Here is a 20,177-nt window from a genome sequence, read left to right on the forward strand (position 1 = left end):
CGCCGCCGGAAAACACCGCGCCCTCACCGCCACGTGCAGGATCCTCACTTCTGGATTCGGTGAGCCCTCACCGCCAGACCGCGGTGACCGTGCGGACGTCGGCGTCCACCTCGGCGAGGGCGGCGGAATGGGCGGCGGCGATCGGATCGTGGCGCGCGGGCCGGCGGCTCGGACCGAGCACCCGGGCCCGGGAGACGAGGAGGACGTCGCGGCGGGCGGCCGTGAGCGGCAGCGGCACCACGTCGATCTCGGGATCGCTCGGCAGTGACGACTCGGGGATCATCGCGACGGCGAGTCCGGCGGCGATCATCCGGTTGATCGCCGCGTAGTCGTCCATCCGCATGCCCACCCGGGGTTCGAATCCCGCGGCGAGGCACAGCGCCCGGATGACCTCGTCGATCGCATCGCCCGGGTCGATGCTGAAGGCCCACGACTGCGTGACGAGGGCGGCGAAGTCCGGCATCCCGTGGGCATCGACGGGGATGGGACCGACGGATGCGGGCACGCAGAGGAAGAGCCGTTCGGAGTAGAGATGCTCGGCAGTGAGGCTCGGCGGGATCCACACTTTGTCGACGTCGGTCGAGACGAGGAGCGCGAGGTCGAGGTCCCCGGCCTCGAGGCGGGAGACGAGCTTCGCGTGCTCGTCCATCGTCACATCGAGCGCCGCCCCGAGGCCCGGGGCGTCCTGGTGCCAGCGCGGTCGCTTCTGCAGCTCGTGGTGGAGTTTGGGGATGACGCGGGCGCCGACGGTCGGAACGGCTCCGATCTTCACCGGCACCGCCTGGGAGTCGCGCCACAGGCCGACCTCGTCGACGAGGCGGTCGCAGAGTCCGAGGATCTCGACGCCGCGGGTGACGACGAGGGCGCCGACAGTCGTCGGGTGCGATCCGCGCGGGGTGCGCTCGACGAGCGTGGCTCCGAGCGATCGCTCGAGGTTGCCGAGGTGATGGTTGACCGTGGGCTGGCTCCAGCCGAGCGCTGAGGCCGCTGCGGCGACCGACCCGGAATCGGCGACGGCGCGCAGCGCCACGAGACCCCGAGTATCGAGGACTTCCATTAGTCTACCCCCATGATCTCTATAGTGGCTATAGAGTACGGGAGGAAACTTGGTATTCTCCTCAGACTCCTCGCTCCTTACATTGGAGACATGACCGTGCACCAGGACTCCCCCATGCCCGCAACCGCCCGCGCGCACACGCGCGCGCCCTACGCCGACGCCCTCGCGACGGCGGCGGGCCGCGATTCGCTCTTCCTCTCGACTCCGGGGCACGGCGGCAATCGGGAAGGGATCTCCGCAGGTCAGGCCGATTTCTTCGGCGATCACACCCTCGCCCTCGACATCCCCCCACTCTTCGACGGCATCGACCTCGGCGTCGACACCCCCAAGGACGAAGCGCTGCAGCTGGCGGCCGAAGCCTGGGGGGCCAGGCGGACCTGGTTCCTCACCAACGGCTCCTCCCAGGGCAACCGGATGGCGGCCCTGGCCATCGGCACCCTCGGCACCGGAGTCATCACCCAGCGCAGCGCCCACTCGAGCTTCATCGACGGCATCGTGCTCGCCGGACTCAACCCCCGCTTCGTGTACCCCAGCGTCGATGAGGTCAACGGCATCGCCCACGGCGTCACCCCCGACGCCCTGCGCCACGCCATCCGCATGCACCCGGAGAAGGTCACCGCGGTCTACCTCGTCACCCCGAGCTACTTCGGTGCCGTCGCCGACGTCGCGGCACTCGCCGAGGTGGCCCATGAGGCCGGCGCGATGCTCGTCGTCGACGCGGCCTGGGGCGCCCACTTCGGCTTCCACCCCGACCTGCCGGCCTCCCCGGTGACGCTCGGGGCCGACATGGTCATCATGAGCACCCACAAGCTCGCGGGCTCCTTCACCCAGTCCGCTCTCCTCCACCTCGGCGACACCGAATACGCCGATCGCCTCGAGCCGGCACTCGCCCGCGCCTTCATGATGACGGCCTCGACGAGCGAGAACGCCCACCTCATGGCGTCGATCGACATCGCCCGCCGGGAGCTCGTCAACGCCGAGGACGCGATCACCGACTCGCTCGAGAACATCCGGCACATGCGCGCCCAGGTCGAGGGGACGGGGCGCTACCGCCTCCTCTCCGGCGACTTCCTCAGTCATCCCGACGTCGTCGACATCGACCCGTTCCGCCTGCCCATCGACATCACCGCCACCGGCCTCGACGGGCACACGATCCGCAAGCGGCTGGCAGAGGACTACGGCATCTTCGCCGAGATGGCCACGGCCACCACCCTCGTCGCGCTCATCGGACTCGGCAAGTCCCCCGACATCACCCCGCTGCTCACCGCCCTCGACGAACTCCGGGGCGAGCACGCGGCGACGGTCGACGCCGCCGCGGACGACGAGGCAGCAGTCGGCACGGCAGCAGTCGAGGACGCTGTCGAGGACACCCCCGTCGAGATCCCGCCGCTGCCGAGCGCCGGTGATCTGGTCATGCTCCCCCGTGAGGCGTTCTTCGCCGAGTCCGAGGTCGTCCCCGCCGCCGAGGCGGCCGGCCGGATCAGCGTGAACTCGCTCGCGGCTTACCCGCCCGGGATTCCGAACGTCCTTCCCGGTGAGGAGATCACCGAGGAGACCGTCGCCTTCCTCCAGGCCGTCGCCGCGAGCCCGTCCGGCCACGTCCGCGGCAGCGTCGATCCCGGACTCGAGTCCTTCCGCGTCGTCCGCGATCCCCACGCAGGAGACTCTCCGCTCTGATCTGAGCATCGTCTCGAGGGCGTGCGGATCCCGTCTCGATGGGGTCCGCACGCCTTTCTTCTGGGGCCGGAGATCCGGCCGCGGTCGGATCGGAGCACCACCTCGGCGGGGAACGCACACCCACCTCGGCGGGGGTCGTGATGATCACATCTGCCGAGGTGACGAACACGGCCGAGGTCGATGATCGGCAGGGTCGTCTCTGCCTTGTCGCACAAGGGCTCCTGCGCCCTCGAACCGCCCCGAGTACGGTCGCATCGCGCACCAGGGAAACAAGCTGTCTTGCGTGATCCGGTTCACTCCGACTGTTGACATGGTTTGCACACCGCGCAATGATGTTCTGCATTGTCTTTTTGCCGCCCACCATGTGAGCGGCGATTGCACTGCTGTCAACGTGAGGATTCGCAGATGACCACCGGCCACTCGGAACCGTCCAGGGAAGGCCGAAAGCCCTTCCGCATCAAGCGGAGGAAGAAGCGTTTGGATGCCGATGACTGCATCGTCGTCGAACCGAAGTCCATCCGCACCGCGATCGGCGGGACCACCGTCGGCAACTTCATGGAATGGTTCGACTTCGGCGTCTACGGCTACCTCGCCGTGACGATGACGACCGTGTTCACCGAGGGCATGGACAAGCAGATGGGTCTGCTCGTCACCCTGCTCGGCTTCGCGGTCTCGTTCCTCGTCCGCCCGCTCGGCGGCATGGTGCTCGGACCCCTCGGCGACAAGATCGGCCGGCAGAAGGTCCTCTTCTTCACGATGGCGACGATGGCCACCGCCACCGCTCTCATCGGCATGCTCCCCACGGCCGCCCAGGTCGGACTGTGGGTGATCATCCCCCTCTACATCCTCAAGATGATCCAGGGCTTCTCGACCGGCGGCGAGTACGCCGGTGCGACGACCTACGTCTCCGAGTTCGCTCCCGACAAGTCGCGCGGCTACTGGGCGTCGTGGCTCGACGTCGGCTCGTACCTCGGCTTCGCAGCCGGTGCGGGCACCGTCGCCATCACCTCGGTGGTGACGACGAGCATCTGGGGCGAGAACGCGATGGTCGACGGCGGCTGGAGGATCCCGTTCCTCGTCGCGATCCCGCTCGGCGTCGTCGCGATCTGGTTCCGGATGAAGATCCCCGAGACACCCGGCTTCGAAGCGGCCCAGCACGAGGGCCTCGTGACGAAGGACAACGACGACCCCTACGCCCGCCACGGGCTCATCGGCGTCATCCGTCACTTCTGGAAGGAGATCCTCATCGGCATCGCGATCGTCGCGGGATCGCAGACGATCGGCTACGCCCTCACGAGCTTCATGCCGACCTACCTCGAGGAGACGGTCAAGGTCTCGAACATCCAGGCAGCCGTCGTGACGATCCCCGTGCTCGTCCTCATGTCGGCGAGCCTGCCGCTCATCGGACGTCTCTCGGACAGGCTCGGGCGGAAGTTCGTCTTCGGCCTCGCCGCCGGGCTGACGATCGTCCTCATCGTCCCCGCCTTCGCGGTCATGCAGATCGGTGAGATGTGGGCGGTGACGATCGCCCTCTTCATGGTCGCCGTCCCCGCGGCGTTCTACATCGCCTGCCTCGCCTCGACGCTGCCGGCGCTCTTCCCCACCGCCTCGCGCTACGGCGGCATGGGACTCACCTTCAACCTCGGCGTCTCCCTGTTCGGCGGCACGACTCCGCTGTTCAGCCAGGCGCTCATCGATCTCACCGGCAACTCGTACATGCCTGCCTTCTACATCATGTTCTTCTCGGTGATCGCGTTCGTCGCCGTGTGCTTCATGAAGGAGTCGGCACACCGGCCCCTCCTCGGGTCGTTCCCGACCGTGAGCTCGCACGAGGAGGCCGTCGAGCTCGAGAAGACCCAGGACGACAACCCCGACATCGACCCGGAGACGATGCCGATCGGCGCCGGGAGGTAAGCGCTCGCCCTTCCCGTTCTCGCCCCTCGACGCCCGCGCTTGGCCGCCCGCGTCGAGGGGCGCCGGTCGTCTCGGGCGGCTCAGGCCTCCGTGCGTCGGAAGAAGTAGAGGTTGCGGGTGACGAGCTCGGCCACCTCATCATCGGCCCCGGTTTCGATGAGGTCGACGATGTCGATGAGCTCCTTCGCCGAGGTGACCGCGATGTCCTCGACCGCAACCCCTCCGACCGGCGCCTGCCCGCCGATGCGCGACTGGTCGCGCAGGCGCAGGCTGATCTCCGCGGCCCGGGATCCGAGGCCGAAGGCGAGCAGGGACTCATGGAACCGGCGGTCGTGGGTGTAGAAGCCGACGATGTCCCCGGCCTCGGCAGCGGCCACGGTGGCCTCGGCGTGCTCGCGCAGCTGCCGCATCCGGTCGCCGATGTCGGGGTGGGCTGTCTCGGGGCGCGCTGAGTCGGGATCGGCGGCCACGCCTGCGGGTCCGGTCCCGGCGATCTCCGGGTCGCCGGCGTCCGGAGTCCCGGCGATCTCCGGGTCGCCGGCCTCCGGAGGCCCGCCGTCGGGGCCCGCACTTCTCAACTGCCGGCAGAGTTCGCGGACGGCGGGGACGGCGAGGAGCACACGGATGCGGATGATCTCCTCGAGGTCGGCCTCGGTGACCGGGACGAGCCGGAACCCGCGGTTGGGCACGGCCTCGACGGTGCCTTCGGTGACAAGAGCCATCATCGCCTCGCGCACCGGACTGAGTGAGATGCCCAGCTGCTTCGCGAGTCCCGCTGCCGAGTAGATCCGCTCCTCGTCGAGCTCCCCGGTGGCGATCGCGTCGCGGATGATCGCCAGCGCGTGCTCGCGCAGCGACGGTGGTGCCGCTGGTCGATCCATGCTCATCCCCCTCGCTCACCTGTCGCGATCTGCTCGCCGGAGTTCCGGCCGAACTCTCCCGCACAAACCTGCACGCTGAACTCCCGCGCGATCTGCTCGTCCGGCTCCCGCACAAACTTCGCAGAGCTATTGACAGCATAGCCCGGAGAATCGACGATGGAAGCACGGTAGTCGGTAATCGATTACCTAGATCGCTCGTTCCCGGAAGGGAACCTGTTCCTGCGATGGAGGAGGAATGGACGACCCGCTGCTCCAGCCGTACGACCTCGGCGAACTCACTCTGCGCAACCGCATCGTCTCGACCTCGCACGAGCCGGCCTACACCGAACTCGGCATGCCCAAGGACCGGTACCGCCTCTACCACCGGGAGAAGGCGCGCGGCGGCGTCGGCCTGACGATGATCGGCGGATCCGCGATCGTCTCGCGCGACTCACCTGCGGCCTTCGGCAACATCGACCTCTCGACCGACGAGGTGACCCCGTGGCTCGCGGCGATCGCCGAGGACTGTCATGCCGAGGGAGCGGCGGTGATGATCCAGGCGACCCATCTGGGCATGCGTTCGTCGAACTTCACCGGCGACTGGCTGCCGCTCGTCTCCCCCTCGCGCACCCGTGAGGCCGCGCACCGGTCGTTCACGAAGGCGCTCGAGGACTTCGACATGGATCGCATCGTCGCCGACTTCGCCGCCGCGGCCGCTCGGGTCGCCGACGCCGGCTTCGACGGCATCGAGATCATGCATGCCGGTCATCTCCTCGATGCGTTCCTCGCGCCCTGGCTCAACGAGCGCACCGACGACTGCAACGGCGAGCTCGCCGATCTCACGCGCTTCCCCCTCCGGATCATCGACGCCGTCAGGGGGGCCGTGCCCGACGGGTTCCTCGTCGGCATCAGGATGGCCGTCGACGAGCGCCGCGACGACGGGATGCGCGAGGACCGCGCAACCGATGTGCTCGAGGTCTACGCCGCCCACGGCATCGACTTCCTCAACCTCAACGTCGGCACGATCGGCTCCGACAGGGTGCTCGCCGAGGCGATACCGGGCATGGGCACTCCCTCGGCCCCGTGGCTCGAGACGTGTCGGAGGATCCGGAAGGCGATCGAGATCCCCGTCCTCCATGCCGCGCGCATCGCCGATGTCCCGACCGCCCGGTGGGCGATCGAGGACGGCTGTCTCGATCTCGTCGGGATGACGCGGGCGCAACTGGCCGACCCCCATCTCGTTCGCAAGATCGCCGAGCACCGTGAGGACGACATCCGTCCCTGCGTGGGCGCGAACATGTGCCTCGACAGCATCTACACCTCCGGTTCGGCGACGTGCATCCACAATCCGGCGAGTGGCCGGGAGGCCGATCTCCCGCAGGAGGTCCCGAAGGATTCCGTCGCCGTGGCCAAGCACGTCGTCATCGTCGGGGCCGGCCCCGCAGGCCTCGAGGCCGCCCGCGTCGCCGCGGTCCGCGGGCACCGGGTCACCGTCCTCGAGGCCGACTCCGCGCCCGGCGGTCAGGTCCGCATCGCCGCCCGCTCCGAGCGCCGCCGGGACCTCATCGGGATCGTCGACTGGCGCGTCCAGCAGTGCGCCAAGCACGGTGTGGATCTGCGTCTCAACGCCTTCGCCGACGCCGAGGCGGTGCTCGCCCTCGATCCCGACGTCGTCATCGTCGCCACCGGGGGGATCCCCGACACCGGACCTCCGCTCGGCGGGACCCAGCCGTTCGACGTCTGGGACGTCATGGACGATCATCTGCGCGCGAAGTCCCGGGTGCTCGTCTTCGACGACCACGGAGCCTATCCCGCCCTCGATGCCGTCGAACGCCTCGCCCGCGGCGGACAGGAGGTCGTCTACGTCAGTCCCGAGCGGACCATCGGGATCGACGTCGGCTCGATGAACTCCCCCGCCTACCTGCGGGCATTCTCCGAATTCGGCGTCGACGTCCGCCTCGGCGAGCGCCTCGTCGCGGCAGCGCCCGAGGGGACGCGGGTCCGGGCAGGACTGCGCAACGAGTACTCCGATCTCGAGTCCGCGGTCGAGGCCGACGCCGTCGTCGTCGATCACGGGACGGTGCCCAACGACGACGTCTACCTCGAGCTGCGCGAGCGCTCACACAACCGGGGCGAGATCGACCTCGACGCCTGGGTGCACGGGCAACCGCAGCCCGGGACCGGGCCATCGTCCCGTCCCACCACGGCTGACGAATCCGCCGACCCTGCCGACGCTGCCGAACAGCCCGGTCCCGCCACGCGTGCCGAGCCCGCCGAGGCTGCTGGGTCCTTCGCCCTCTTCCGGATCGGGGACGCCGTCGCCTCCCGCAACATCCATGCCGCGGTGCTCGAGGGCCTGCGGGTCGGGATGGGACTGTGACGCAGTGTCAGGGAAAGGGAGACCCACAGTGATGATAAAGACGGTCGACTACCACACGGCCGGGGAGCCGTTCCGGATCGTCGCGGACCCGCTGATCGACATCGCCGGGTCCGCCGTCGCCGACCGGCGGGCGGGCGCGATCGCCAGTCCGGAGGTCGACGGACTGCGTCGGCTGCTCTGCTTCGAACCGCGCGGGCATGCCGACATGTACGGCGGGTTCCTCGTCCCGCCCGATGATGACGGCGCGGACCTCGGCGTCCTCTTCTGGCACAAGGACGGGTTCTCCACCGCGTGCGGTCACGGGACGATGGCGCTCGGTGTCTGGGCGGTCGAGTCCGGGCTCATCCGCCCCGCCGAGGCGGGTCCCACCGAGGTCGTCTTCGACGTCCCCTCCGGCAGGGTGAGGGCGAGCGTGCACACTGACGCCGAGGGCGCCGTGACCGCCGTCGACTTCGTCAATGTGCCCAGCCGCCTCGTCGCCTCAGGAGTCACGGTGGAGACGAGCCGGGGTCCCGTCGAGGTCGATCTCGCATGGGGCGGGGCGCTCTACGCCTGTGTCGAGGACAGCGGAATCGACGTCACTCCCGACCGCCTCGGCGAGCTCATCGCCTTCGGACGGGAGGTGAAGGCGGGACTGCGCGGACATCCGCTGACCGTCCACCCGGATGACGAGCGGCTGAGCGGGGTGTACGGGACGATCGTCGTCGACCGGCTCGGCACCACCTCAGCCGGCGAGCTGCACCAGCGGAATGTCACGATCTTCGCCGACGGGCAGGTCGATCGGTCCCCGTGTGGGTCGGGCACAGCGGCAAGGGTCGCCGCCCTCCATGCGACCGGCGAGCTCGGTGACGGGCAGCGGCTCGTCCACGAGTCGATCGTCGGCACGCGCTTCACCGCGCGGGTCCTCGACGTCACCGATGACGGCGTCGTCCCCGTCGTCACCGGCACAGCGCACCAGGTCGCCGAGTCGAGCTTCACCGTCGACCCGAAGGATGACCTCGTCCCGGGCTTCGTCCTGCGGTGAGCGGTCTGCTCACCCGTCGATGACGAGGTCACTCAGCGGCGTCGAACAGCAGGGAAGGAATCGGCCGGCGGCGATCTCCTTCGGACGGATGCCGCCCTGGTGGTCCATATCGACCTCGCCGGAGAGCAGGTCGGACTTGCACGTCCCGCACATGCCCGACTCGCATGACGATGGGACGGTCAGACCTGCGGCGAGCGCGGCGTCGAGCACGGTCGTCTCGGCGTCGCAGTCGACGGACAGGCCGCTCGCGGCGAACTCGACGGTGAAGGGTAGTCCCGCGGAGACTGTCGCGCCTACACCCTCCGTCGCCGGGGTTCTGCGGCGAGCGAGCCGCTGCGCGGGAGTCGTCGCGAAGGCGAACGTCTCCTCGTGCACTCGGCTCACCCCCGCCTCGGCGAGCAGGGAACGGACGGTGTCCATGAATCCGCTGGGCCCGCAGACGAAGGCCTCCCGTTCGGTGAGGTCGGTGACCGACTCGAGGACGTCCCGGCGGATCCGCCCGCGCGGACCGCTCCAGATCTCGGTCGCGGAGTCGCGGGAGCACATCGTGATGACGGTGATCCCGGGGACCTCGGCCAACTGGTCGAGTTCGGTGCGGAAGACGATGTCGTCGGGGGTCGAGGCGCTGTGGAGGAGGACGATGTCGATCGTCTCGGGAGGATTGCGGGCGAGCAGCGCACGGACCATCGACATGATCGGGGTGATCCCCGACCCCGCGGAGACGAAGAGGTGGCGGCGGGCGGGATGGAAGCTCGTGCTGAAGAGGCCGTACGGCCCGTCGACATGGAGTCGGTCGCCGACCCGGAGCCGGTCGTGGAGGTAGGCCGAGACCGGACCCGCCTGTCGTTTGACGGTGATCGTCAGCGTGTTCGTGCCGAACGGCGCCGAGGAGATCGAGTAGCAGCGGTCGAGTCCGAGCTCGGGCACGTGCACCGTGAGGTACTGGCCGGGTTCGAAGTCGGCCCTGGTCAGCCACGGTGTCCACAGCTCAATCGTGATGACGTCGTGGGTGTTCGCGGTAATGGCTGTGCAGACGGCGAGACCGGTGATCCCCTCGTCCGTGTCGCGGAACTCGTCAGCGTCGCGGAGCTCGCCCGTGTCGCGGAGTCCGTCCGTGCCGCGGGGTCGGGCAGCGGGGGTCGCGAGTGCCGGCACTCGGAACCTCGACCTGCTCGGCGTTTCCGGTGCGACGAGCGGGAACGGCGACCTCACGTACCTCATCGCCCGCACACCCTCTCTCTGTGGGCCTTCAGCCGTTCGATGTACCACGTGCAGAACTCGTCGAGATGCGCCTCGGTGGGGGCATAGGGCCCCGGCAGGTACGCCGGCGACGACACCCCCAGCTGACCGCGTTCGCAGAAGGCCGCGTCCTGCTCATTCGTCTTCATCCACACCGTCGTGAGGTTCTCCAGGTCGTAGTCGACGCCCTCCTCCGCCTCGGCGTCGACGAGCCACGTCGTGCGCACGAGCGTTCTGTCAGCGGCGAGGGGGACGAGGCTGAAGGTGACGATGTGGTCGGCCATCGCGTGGAACCACATGTTCGGTTGGACATGGAGTGAGGCCCGGCCCAGGGAGAAGGTGTCGAGGTCGCCGAGCAGTCTCGCCGAGGCGGCCGACCCGTCCATGGTGTACGACTCGCCGTGTCCGTCGAGGGCGGCGCGTTCGATCCTGAACCCGGTCGGGCGGCCGCTGAGCTCCTCGACGAGGGCAAAGGGAAGTCCGTTGCGGTCGCAGTCGTCGTGGAGTCGCCGTTCGGCATCGAGGAAGCGCTGATAGGCCGGTTGCAGCCGGGGTGGGATCTCCTCGGGGGCGTACCCGTAGGTGGGGAAGAATGTGCAGGTGAGCTCCGGATGCCCGGCCTCGCAGTGGTAGCACTCGCGGTTGTTCTCCATGACGAGCTTCCAGTTCGAGTCCTCGATGAGGTCGACCTGTGCTGCGACCTTCGCTCCGGCGATGTCATGCGGGGCGATGTACGGCGCGATGACGTCGGCCACCTCGTCGATGTCGTCCGGCTCGGGTCCGAGGCAGACGAAGATGAGCCCGGCGATGGTGCGCACGCTCACCGAGCGCAGGGAGAAGCAGGCGGGATCGAAGCCCGGTGCCTGTGCTCCCGCGGAGATGAGCTCACCGCGGGGCGTGTAGGTCCACTGGTGGTAGCTGCAGACGATGTTGCCCACCGATCCGGCGAGGTCGCTCAGCAGTCTCGTCCCGCGATGGCGGCAGACGTTGTGGTGGGCACGGACCTCGCCGTCGTCATCGCGGATGACGATGACCGAGTACGTGCCGATGTCGATGGTGACGAAGTCGCCGGGTTCGGGCACCTCGGCGACGGAGCCGACGAAGATCCACGTCGAGGCGAAGATCGCCTCAACATCGCGGGCGAAGAAGTCGGGACTGGTGTAGAACGGGGCCTCGAGCGAGTAGCCCGGGCGGCGCTCGTCGATGAGCTCATCGAGCCCGCGTGGATCCGTTCCGGGGACGACCGGCCTGGCAAGATCGAGCCCGCGTGCCCGCGTTCGGGGATCGACTGTGCTGTCGGGGAGCAGGGTCATCGGTTCCACCACCTTGTCGCGTCGGGGTCATCGGCGCCGGCGACCGAGCACCCCGGGCTGCGACCGCCTTGCAGCGGCTGTCGCGGCGCGGGCCCAGCGCCGGAGGGACTTCGCCGTTCCCTCTCAGTCTCCGCCCCCACCTCGGCGAAAGGAAGCGAATCATTTTGTCCGCGATCATGCAAGAATATTGCATGATCGATCGTCGTCTCCACGTCCTCCGCGTGCTCGCCGAGGTCGGCACCGTCACCGCCGCCGCGGAGCGGCTCGGGTACACGCCGTCGGCAGTGTCACACCAGCTGCGGACCCTGTCGAAGGACCTCGAGGTGACCGTGCTCGAGCAGCGCGGGCGGATGCTCGCACTCACCCCGGCGGGGCAGATGCTCCTCGACCGCACGCAGGAGCTGTTCACCCGGTGGGAGGAGATCCGCGGCGAGCTCGCATCGATCGGTCCCGCCACGGGCACGCGGACGCTGCGCCTGTGCGGGTTCTCGACGGCGGCGGCGAGCCTGCTCCCGCTCACTGCCGACCGGGTGATGGGCGCGCATCCGGACTGCACCGTGCGGATCATCGAGGCGGACCCGCAGGAGTGCTTCGACCTCCTCGTCGCCGACCAGGCCGACATCGCCGTCGTCGTCGCCACCGATCCGCTGCCGCCGCGCAGCGACACCCGCTTCGAGCAGTCGGCGCTCTTCAGTGACCGTCTCGACCTCCTCGTCCCCAGCCGCCACCGTCTCGCCGGCCGGGAGTCGGTCGCGCTCGGTGAGGCGGCGGAGGAACGGTGGATCCTTGACCGGCCCGGCACGCCCTACCACCGGCTCGTCCGTACGGCATGCGCGGCCGCAGGGTTCTTCCCCGAGGTCGCCCACGAGTCCCACGAATGGGAGACCGGTGCGGCGCTCGTCTCCGCCGGACTCGGCGTCGCGCTCGTCCCCCGGCTCGCTCACCTGCCCGAAGGCTACGACGTCGTCCGGGTCCCCCTCCGAGGCGACCCGGTCCCCTCCCGAAAGATCCTCACCGGGGTCCGCAGCGGTTCGGGTCGGCAGCCGCTCATCGCCGAGGCACTGACGATCCTCGCCGAAGAGGCCGCCTCCGCCGCCCGACGCTCGGTGTGAGGGGCGACCCCTTCCACCCGCCGGGGTCGCCTTCGCCACGCTGACCCTCCACCCCGGCCGGCCCTCCATCGCGGCTGACGCCGCTTCCTCCCGGCGGAATCCGTTCGGAATTGTGGGCGCGATCACATAGTGTGGCAGGACAGCCGTGGCACCCGCACCAGTGAGGAGAACCCATGGACGACGTGAGCTATCTCGACGCCGAAGCCGTGTTCGCGGCCCTCTCCCCCGCCGAGGCGGTCTCCGCTCTCCGCGAGACGCTGGCCGGGGGATTCGATCCCAGTGACGACATTCCCCGGACCGTCACCGACATCAGCGCGGGGAACATGATCTTCATGCCCTCGGAGTTCGGACAGTGGGTCGGGGTCAAACTCGTCGGAGTCTCGACGGACAATGCCGAACGCGGGCTGCCCCGCATCCTCGGCCAGTACCTCATGTACGAGGCCTCCACGCTGCGCCTGCGCACGGTCATCGACGGCGCGGCACTGACGACCCTGCGCACTCCCGCCGTGTCCGTCGCCGCAGTCCTGCCCGCGCTCTCGCGCTTCCCGGACCCGGTGAAGGTCGTCATCTTCGGCGCCGGGCCCCAGGGGATCGGTCATGCCGACACGATCAGGGCGGAGCTCGACGTCGCCGAGGCGGTCTTCGTCGTCCGCTCCCCGGACCGGGTCGACGACGAGGCGCGAGATCGTGGACGGGTACTCGCGGCAGGGTCGAAGGAAGCGAACGAGGCCCTGCGCGACGCCGACATCGTCGTCGCCGCGACCACCGCGCGCACGCCGCTCTTCGACGCCGATCTCGTCCGCCCCGGTGCCGTGGTGCTTGCGTGCGGCTCGCATGATCCGCACGCACGGGAGCTGCCGGCGGAGCTGTTCGCTCGCTCAGAGGTCGTCGTCGAGGACCTCGACACCGCCCTGCGCGAAGCCGGGGACGTCGTCCTCGCGATCACCGATGGTGCCCTCGACGCGGACACGATCGTGACGATGAAGCAGGTGAGCACGGGCGAGGTCACGCTTGACGCGGACCGCACGCTGATCTTCAAGGGGTCGGGGATGTCGTGGGAGGACCTCGCCGTCGCGGCGAAGCTCGTCGAGACCGTCGACCGCGGCGATCGGTGAGCTGCGGTCAGGCCCATTCCTGCATGGGCCGGGGCGTCCAATCGGGGAACCACGGTCGTGACCGATGTCTGGCCTGGCGGTGGGTGATCTCCCCGGAGAATTCTCCGGCGGCGTCGAACGAGGTGCGGTAGCCGGAGTACCGGCCCCCTGACTGCGCTTCGATCGAACCGTCGACGACGGAGAAGATGAGGCTGTCGAGCTGCTGGAGGAGGACGTCGGAACCGTAGTCGCAGAAGTCGCAGCCGCAGTCGGGCACGCGGGCGAGAGACACGGCCGGATCGCCGAGGGCGACGACGACGTTGGCGACGCGGTCGATTCCGTCGTCGTCGGCGACGAAGTCGTTGAATCCGATGACGAGCTCGGGGTTGCCCTCGACGTCGCTGGTGAGGATCGCGCTGCGGTCGGCCACGGAGAGGAAGGGGTCGTCGCTGGCCCAATCGACCGGGTGGTCGGCGACGCGGGTGCCGCGTCGGGCGAGCACATTGATCCACGCCCGCGCGCGTGCGTGGACGATGGTGAACTTCTCATGATCGGTCACGTCCGACCAGCCGTCGGGGGCCGGTCCTCCGCCCCACTCGAACTCGGGGTCGAGGTGGGGGTCCTCCCACTTCGGCGTGCGCGACCCGGTGGCGCGGAAGTCCTCCTCGACCTCACGGAACAGCTCGGCAGCCCTCTCTGACACCGGAAGAGTCGCAATGGCGGGATTCCACCGCTGGTCAGAAGGGTCTTCGTAAGATCGGGCAAGGTTGCTTCGCAGCTCCTGCCACCAGAAAGTCATGGTTCGATCTTAGACTGCTCGTTCCGCTGCGGAGTCAACACTTCGTCACAGCGGGTCACTGCCTGGTCACCAATCATCGAACGTCACTCCTCTGCGATGTCCTCACGGCGTTCGAGCACGTCGGCGGGGCCGTCGGGCCGCGCCGCGCAGCCGTCATAGGTGCAGGTGTGCTTGCCGTCGCATCAGGTCCGTTCGTCGCCGACGCCGTCAGTCCTGCAGTCGGGTCGTTCCCTCGTATCCCCCTGAGGTGTTGAGCTGCTTGGCGTAGCAGTGGTCGGGCCCCAGACCGTTCGAGGAGCACCAGGCGAGTGCGTCCTCGGGGTCGCTGTAGCCGATGCCGACGACGGTCACCCAGAAATCGTCCTCTTTGAAGCTGGAGAAATCACCCGACCACACCAGTTGTACCCGGGGATACTCGTTGCGGAAATCCTCGTATTCGGCGAGGATGTCCGCTTCCTTCCACGTCTTTCCCTCGGCTTCGAGGCCGACTCGCTTCGAACTCAGCTGGGGAACCCATTTGCCATTGAGGTCCTTGACCACAGAGGGGCGGTCGCGGTCGACGATCTGATCGAGCGCCTCCTTCGGGTCATCGGGGAGTTCGGGTGATGACTCTGCGGTCGGCGTGGTCTCCGCACTCGGCCCGCCGGACGGCGACGGCGAGGCCGAGCCGGTCGGAGAGCTGGCGACTGTCGTCTCACCCGAGTCGTCCTGGGTGAAGAACATCGCCGCGCCCCACCCGATGGCACCGGCGACCACGACGGCGAGAACGACAAAGAGTCCGATGACGCCCCTGCGACGGCGTCGATCGGTCGTCGGCGCCGCAGACCGCCCCGGGCCCGCGGCAGCGAACCCGGCCCCTTGCTGGTGGGGCCCCATCTCCTGCTGCTGGGATCGCATCCCTTGTTGGTAGGGCCCCACTCCCGGCTGATGGGGCTCCATTCCCTGCTGGTGGGGTCCCGCCTCCGGCTGACGAGGAGGTATGCCGGGGCGCTCGGACGCCGGGCGCGCGGGCTCGTGTCCGGGACGCTCCTGCTCCCCACCGAGACGCTCTGCTCCGTTCGGGTGCCGCGCCGACGCCGGCTGCTGAGCGGCGATGAAGGGCGAGGCCTCGTTCGGGCGGCCCCATCCCGTCTCCGCTGGGGGACCCCATGCTCCGATGGCGCCGGGACCCGCGCTGCCCTGTCGAGCAGCCTCGGCGCCGTCGGCGGGACCTCGGTCCCAGCCGTCATCGGACCCCGATCCCCAACCGGTCTCCGCGGCAGGCCCCCACGCGTCCGCATCACCGGGCCCCGGGCCACGGCCGGGCTGAGGTCCTCCGCTCGCATCATCGCGCGGCCACCCATCGTTCTGGCCACGCCCGCCTCGGGAAGGGTTGTCGCTCATCGGCAGCTCCAGATCGGTCGTCGGACACAGAATTCTGAGAAAAACTCCCTCTGCTGTTTCCAGCCTAATATAGGATGCCACTACAGATGGATATGTCGTTGCGAATGACTGATCACGTCCCCATCAGCCCGGCGCAGCAGGCATCATTGGCGGCAATGAGGTCGGCGACGCACTCGGGCCTGAGCAGTCGAAGGATTCCCCATGAGCACATCGTCCCAGAACCCCGAAGAGCGGTCCCCCGACAGTTCGAAGCGCAGCCCCGAGGAGGGCTCCGCGAAACCGTCGAAGCCCGCGAAGCCGTCGGAAGCTATTAAGCCATCGGAAGCCGCGAGGCCGTCGGGGACCACGAAGCCGTCAGAAACTGCGAAGCCGTCGGCTGCCGGGAAGCCGTCAGCGGCACCGAAGAAGCCCTCCGCCGAGCCCGCCCGCAGCAGCACCCGTCCCGGCAGTTCGGCGTCCGTCAGCTCTAGTCCCGGCAGCTCGACGCCCGACAGCTCTGATCCCAGCAACTCTGATCCCGGCACCTCTGACACCAGCAGCTCCAATCTCAACAGCTCCGCGTCCAGCGGCACCGATGCGGAAGACACCGTCACAGCCGCGCCAGCAGTGGACAGTCGCGAATCGACTTCTCAGAGCGCACCGGGCTCGGACACGAGGGCACCGGGCTCAGGTTCGGACACGAGCGCGCCGACCGAGCAGTTCCCGCGCTTCTCCCCGGAAGCCGCTGCCCAGCAGAACTCCGTGTACTCGCCGGAAGGTTCGCCCTCCCCAAAGCAGGGGACCCCTTACTCCCCGGAAGGATCCGGGTCCCGGCAGCCACAGGGCGAATCCACGCACGGTGCCCCTCCTCAGGGAACTCCGAATCCCCCGTCGACGCCGCCGTGGCAGGGGGCGGGGTCGCAGCATCCGCCCCAGGGGCCCGCTCACCAGGGAGCATCACCGTACCAGGATGCGCCGTATCAGGGAGCCGCCTCGCAGGGATCGCCGTATCAGGGTGCCGCCTCGCAGGGTGCGCCACACCCCCAGCAGGGCACGCCGTACCAGGGTTCACAGTATCCCCAGCAGGGGGCGACCCCGCAGGGCATTCCCTATCCCACATCGAGCGCGGGACCCTCGCCGCGGGCGGCGACATACCTGGCACCGCTTGCCCGCGGAGCCACGTGGAAGGCGGTGCTCATTCCTCCGGGGATCGCCCTGGCCGCCGGCATCCTCGTGTCGATCATCCTCACGGTCGTCGTCATGTCGACCGCCGAGGTCGATTCGGCCTCCCAGACCATGGGCGCGGACACCGACAAGATCGGCTACGCCCTTCCATTCGTCCTCATGGCTCTGGCCCTGTTCGGTTCGGCCGCGTTCCGCTTCGACCTGCAGATCGAGGACTTCGCCTCCGCGAACGGCGCACTCCACCTCTCCGGCGCCCCACTGCTCGTCACGCTCGTCGTCCTCGGGACCCTGTGGTGGTTCACCCAGTGGAGCGAGCGACGCCAGCCGTCTCCCAACCGCGGGTCGACGTGGATCCGGATCGGAATCTCCGCGCTGGCGTTCACCATCGTGCTCTTCCTGCTCCAGCTCATCTTCGCGGCACGGTTCGCGCTCATGGAAGGCGGCGGTGCCGCGCAGTTCGAGTTCTCGGCGGTGACTGCGCGCTCGTTCTTCGTCCCTCTGCTCGTCATCGCCGCGGTGAGCGCGTGGGGCCGAGTCGCCGGCCACTTCAAGGGCACAGAGGCGATCGGCGCCCCGTTCCTCCGCTGGGCTGTTCCGCCTCTGCTCGTCGCATGGGTCCATCTCGTCGTCATGGTCGCCGTGATGTCGATCGTGGCGATCTTCGTCCTGCCCTTCGGTCTCGACGTCCCCGGCCAGGTGGTTCCGCTCGTCTTCATCACGATGGGTCTCATCCTCACTCTGCTCGTCCACCTCGGCGGGGTGACGTTCTCGATACAGGGTGGCTTCGGTTCGGGATCGGGTGGCTTCTCGGACTCGGGAACGTTCTCCGAGTCACTGACGATCTTCAGCGACGAGGCTCCCGGGCAGCTGTGGTTGGGTCTGCTCGCCGTCGTCGTCGCGGTCCTCGCCGCAACGCTCGTCGCCACGGTGACGCGGCAGCCGCGGTGGACGGTGCAGGGTCAGGATCCGAATCAGTGGCATTCTGCGTGGAGGATCCCGCTCGCCTTCGCCGCGGTGTGGGGGATCCTCTCGCTGACGGCGATCCCGATGCGGGCCTCTGTGCGCGGTTCGGCCGGAGCGACGGATGTCTTCGGGTCGATGGCTGCCGGACAGGCCGCACTGAGCACCTTGGCGTGGTCGTTCCTCGTCTTCGCAGTCTGGGGCGGCCTCATCGAGGTGCTCTCGCGCACGCTCGGGCCGCGCCTGGCGCTGACGATGCCTGCGGTGACGCGGTTCCTCGCCGGTCGGGCGACGCACCCGCACTGGGGTCGCGAACTCGGCATGAGCGCTCCGGAGTATCCGCTCATCCATCGCAGCGCGGTCTCCGGCACGCGATCGGGCCAGACACCGCCTCCGCCGCCGCAGACTCCGTTCGGCCCGGCCGGTCCGCAGTCGGGAGCACTGCAGGATTCGAGCGGCAATCCGATTTCGCAGTCAGCACCCGGCTCGGCGTCACAGCCTGCTTCCGGGACGACGTCTCGGTCCGCCTTCGATTCGGCCCTCCACGCGGCCTCCGGCTCGACTGCACAGTCCGCCTCCGGGGCTGCGGATCCATCCGTCTCGGGATCAGCGGCGCAGTCCGCCCCAGACTTCGCCGGACCCTCATCTTCGTGGAGCGCAGACCCATCGCCGAGTCAGACCGGCACGGGATCCACGCGCGCGTGGTCGGAGGCGGGCACCTATTCCGGGGCAGCGTCGGCACCAGCGCAGTCTGCGTACGACGGGCGATCCCCCGGCGCGTCGGGAGGCCCGGCCAAGCCGTTCGACCGGAAGAAGGCCACCGTCGTCGGCGTCATCAGCGGAGTCTCGGTCCTCGTCATCGTCGCCGCGCTCATCGTCGTCACCCAGGTCAACGGTCGGATGTTCGGCCCGGAAGCGGCCGTCGAGAAATACCTTGACCGACTGGCCGACGGAGACGCCGAAGGGGCGCTGTCGATCGCGGATGTCGATGTGCCGGCGGAGCAGAGGCAGCTGCTCACCAACGACGTCCTCGGCGCCGCCAAGGCTCTGCCCACGGACATCACCGTCGCCGATGCCGACGTCTCCGACGACCAGGCCACGGTGTCGGCGACCTTCGACCTGGGAGGAAGCAAGAGCACGACCGACTTCTCCCTGGTCAAGTCGGGTAAGACTGCTCTGTTCTTCGACGATTGGAAGCTGCAGTCACCTGAGCTGTCCTACCTCGCGGTGGAGACTCCCGGGCTGACGACGGTCAAAGTCAACGGCATCGATGTCGACACAGACGGCAGTCAGCTGGCGCTGCCGGCGTTCCCGGCGCTCTACGAAGTCGGGCTCGCCGAGCAGACAGAGCTCATCTCCGCCGACCCCATCGAGGCACGGACGTTCTTCGCCGGCAGCGTCGACGATGCGGACATGGAGGGCGTCGAACCGGCTCTCCTCGCGGCGCAGCCGACCGATGCGTTCCGCAGCGAGGTCGACAAGCAGGTCAAGACCCTCATCGACAGCTGCGCGCAGAAGACCGTCGCCCAGCCCGACGGGTGCCCGTTCGGCTCGTTCAGCGCCGAGAGCTACGACGCGACGAACATCAAGTGGTCCACCTCCTCGTATCCCACGGTCACCGTGGCGGACAGCTCGTCGGATCCGTACTACGACCTGGGAGAGACGACCGGCCCCAACGGCGGTCCTGCCTGGGCCGTCACCTCGGTGACCGAGGGAGAGGCGTTCGTCACCGGCAACTATGATTCGTTCTTCGATGATGACGGCACGTTCGATGACACGGTGACGTTCTCCGTGGACGGGACGGCTGAGATCGTCGACGGGAAGGTCGTCATCACCATCAACGACGGCTACGGATACTGAGACGCCGGGGAATTCGCGGGCCGGGCCGGTGCGCGGTCCACGCTCACATAGGCCCGGCCGCAGCACGCCCCCGCGCCCGCCTTCCCGGTACGCCTGCCAACCCGGGGCACACCATGCCCGGCTCACATCGGCCCGGCGCACAGCACGACCCCGCTCGCGCCGGCCCGGTGCACAGCATGCCTGGCTCGCATCGGTCCGGTGCGCCGTCTCTTCGCGCGCCCGACCTGACACGGGAAGTCCGTGCTCGCACCCGGCCGCCGTCGGGACGTCGGTTGAATCACATCGGCGATCAGACAGTGTGGAAAGGCTACCCTTATCTGTAGACTCGACGTGAACGAACG

General features: G+C 68.8%; 14 protein-coding genes. 7 read left to right on the forward strand and 7 right to left on the reverse strand.

What is annotated here, in order from left to right:
• Positions 1–67: 67 nt before the first annotated feature.
• Positions 68–1,057 carry a LysR family transcriptional regulator gene (locus tag AC0VYB_RS17420; protein WP_475384880.1) on the reverse strand — a complete coding sequence of 330 codons (990 nt, stop codon included), beginning with the start codon at positions 1,055–1,057 and terminating at the stop codon, positions 68–70.
• A 90-nt stretch (positions 1,058–1,147) separates the two neighbouring features.
• Between AC0VYB_RS17420 and AC0VYB_RS17425 the strand changes: the two genes are divergently transcribed.
• Positions 1,148–2,734, forward strand: coding sequence for an aminotransferase class I/II-fold pyridoxal phosphate-dependent enzyme (locus AC0VYB_RS17425; RefSeq protein WP_475384881.1), 1,587 nt, complete (start codon positions 1,148–1,150; stop codon positions 2,732–2,734).
• A gap of 405 nt (positions 2,735–3,139) precedes the next feature.
• A complete protein-coding gene (locus AC0VYB_RS17430; protein WP_081590970.1) occupies positions 3,140–4,648 on the forward strand; it encodes an MFS transporter in 1,509 nt (502 codons plus the stop codon).
• An 80-nt stretch (positions 4,649–4,728) separates the two neighbouring features.
• Here the strand turns inward: AC0VYB_RS17430 and AC0VYB_RS17435 are convergent, their stop codons facing one another.
• Positions 4,729–5,529, reverse strand: coding sequence for a GntR family transcriptional regulator (locus AC0VYB_RS17435; RefSeq protein ID WP_475384882.1), 801 nt, complete (start codon positions 5,527–5,529; stop codon positions 4,729–4,731).
• Between the two features lie 235 nt (positions 5,530–5,764).
• Between AC0VYB_RS17435 and AC0VYB_RS17440 the strand changes: the two genes are divergently transcribed.
• Together AC0VYB_RS17440 and AC0VYB_RS17445 are read left to right on the forward strand one after the other, a co-directional pair.
• Positions 5,765–7,888 carry an oxidoreductase gene (locus tag AC0VYB_RS17440; protein ID WP_475384883.1) on the forward strand — a complete coding sequence of 708 codons (2,124 nt, stop codon included), beginning with the start codon at positions 5,765–5,767 and terminating at the stop codon, positions 7,886–7,888.
• Between the two features lie 31 nt (positions 7,889–7,919).
• The gene (locus tag AC0VYB_RS17445; protein ID WP_475384884.1) at positions 7,920–8,912 is read left to right on the forward strand and encodes a proline racemase family protein; all 993 of its coding nucleotides are present in this window, start codon (positions 7,920–7,922) and stop codon (positions 8,910–8,912) included.
• Positions 8,913–8,921: 9 nt separating this feature from the next.
• On the opposite strand, the gene AC0VYB_RS17450 is transcribed toward AC0VYB_RS17445, so the two are convergent.
• Positions 8,922–10,067 carry an FAD-binding oxidoreductase gene (locus AC0VYB_RS17450; RefSeq protein ID WP_475384885.1) on the reverse strand — a complete coding sequence of 382 codons (1,146 nt, stop codon included), beginning with the start codon at positions 10,065–10,067 and terminating at the stop codon, positions 8,922–8,924.
• A gap of 62 nt (positions 10,068–10,129) precedes the next feature.
• Positions 10,130–11,464, reverse strand: coding sequence for an aromatic ring-hydroxylating oxygenase subunit alpha (locus AC0VYB_RS17455; protein ID WP_475384886.1), 1,335 nt, complete (start codon positions 11,462–11,464; stop codon positions 10,130–10,132).
• Positions 11,465–11,655: 191 nt separating this feature from the next.
• On the opposite strand from AC0VYB_RS17455, the gene AC0VYB_RS17460 reads away from it, so the two are divergent.
• Complete coding sequence (locus tag AC0VYB_RS17460; RefSeq protein ID WP_475384887.1) at positions 11,656–12,576, forward strand: LysR family transcriptional regulator; 921 nt, start codon at positions 11,656–11,658, stop codon at positions 12,574–12,576.
• 173 nt (positions 12,577–12,749) lie between these two features.
• A complete protein-coding gene (locus AC0VYB_RS17465; protein ID WP_475384888.1) occupies positions 12,750–13,691 on the forward strand; it encodes an ornithine cyclodeaminase family protein in 942 nt (313 codons plus the stop codon).
• Positions 13,692–13,698: 7 nt separating this feature from the next.
• On the opposite strand, the gene AC0VYB_RS17470 is transcribed toward AC0VYB_RS17465, so the two are convergent.
• The 3 genes from AC0VYB_RS17470 to AC0VYB_RS17480 form a co-directional block, all read right to left on the reverse strand.
• Positions 13,699–14,373: a DUF6226 family protein gene (locus AC0VYB_RS17470; RefSeq protein ID WP_475384889.1), complete on the reverse strand. Its 675-nt coding sequence runs from the start codon at positions 14,371–14,373 to the stop codon at positions 13,699–13,701.
• A gap of 303 nt (positions 14,374–14,676) precedes the next feature.
• On the reverse strand, positions 14,677–15,366 hold the full coding sequence (locus tag AC0VYB_RS17475; protein WP_475384890.1) for a hypothetical protein: 690 nt from the start codon (positions 15,364–15,366) through the stop codon (positions 14,677–14,679).
• 629 nt (positions 15,367–15,995) lie between these two features.
• Complete coding sequence (locus AC0VYB_RS17480) at positions 15,996–16,445, reverse strand: hypothetical protein (protein WP_475384891.1); 450 nt, start codon at positions 16,443–16,445, stop codon at positions 15,996–15,998.
• 577 nt (positions 16,446–17,022) lie between these two features.
• Between AC0VYB_RS17480 and AC0VYB_RS17485 the strand changes: the two genes are divergently transcribed.
• A complete protein-coding gene (locus AC0VYB_RS17485; protein WP_009376717.1) occupies positions 17,023–19,836 on the forward strand; it encodes a hypothetical protein in 2,814 nt (937 codons plus the stop codon).
• Positions 19,837–20,177 lie beyond the last annotated feature (341 nt).

The sequence above is a fragment of the Brevibacterium sp. Z349TD_9 genome (genome assembly GCF_056173565.1).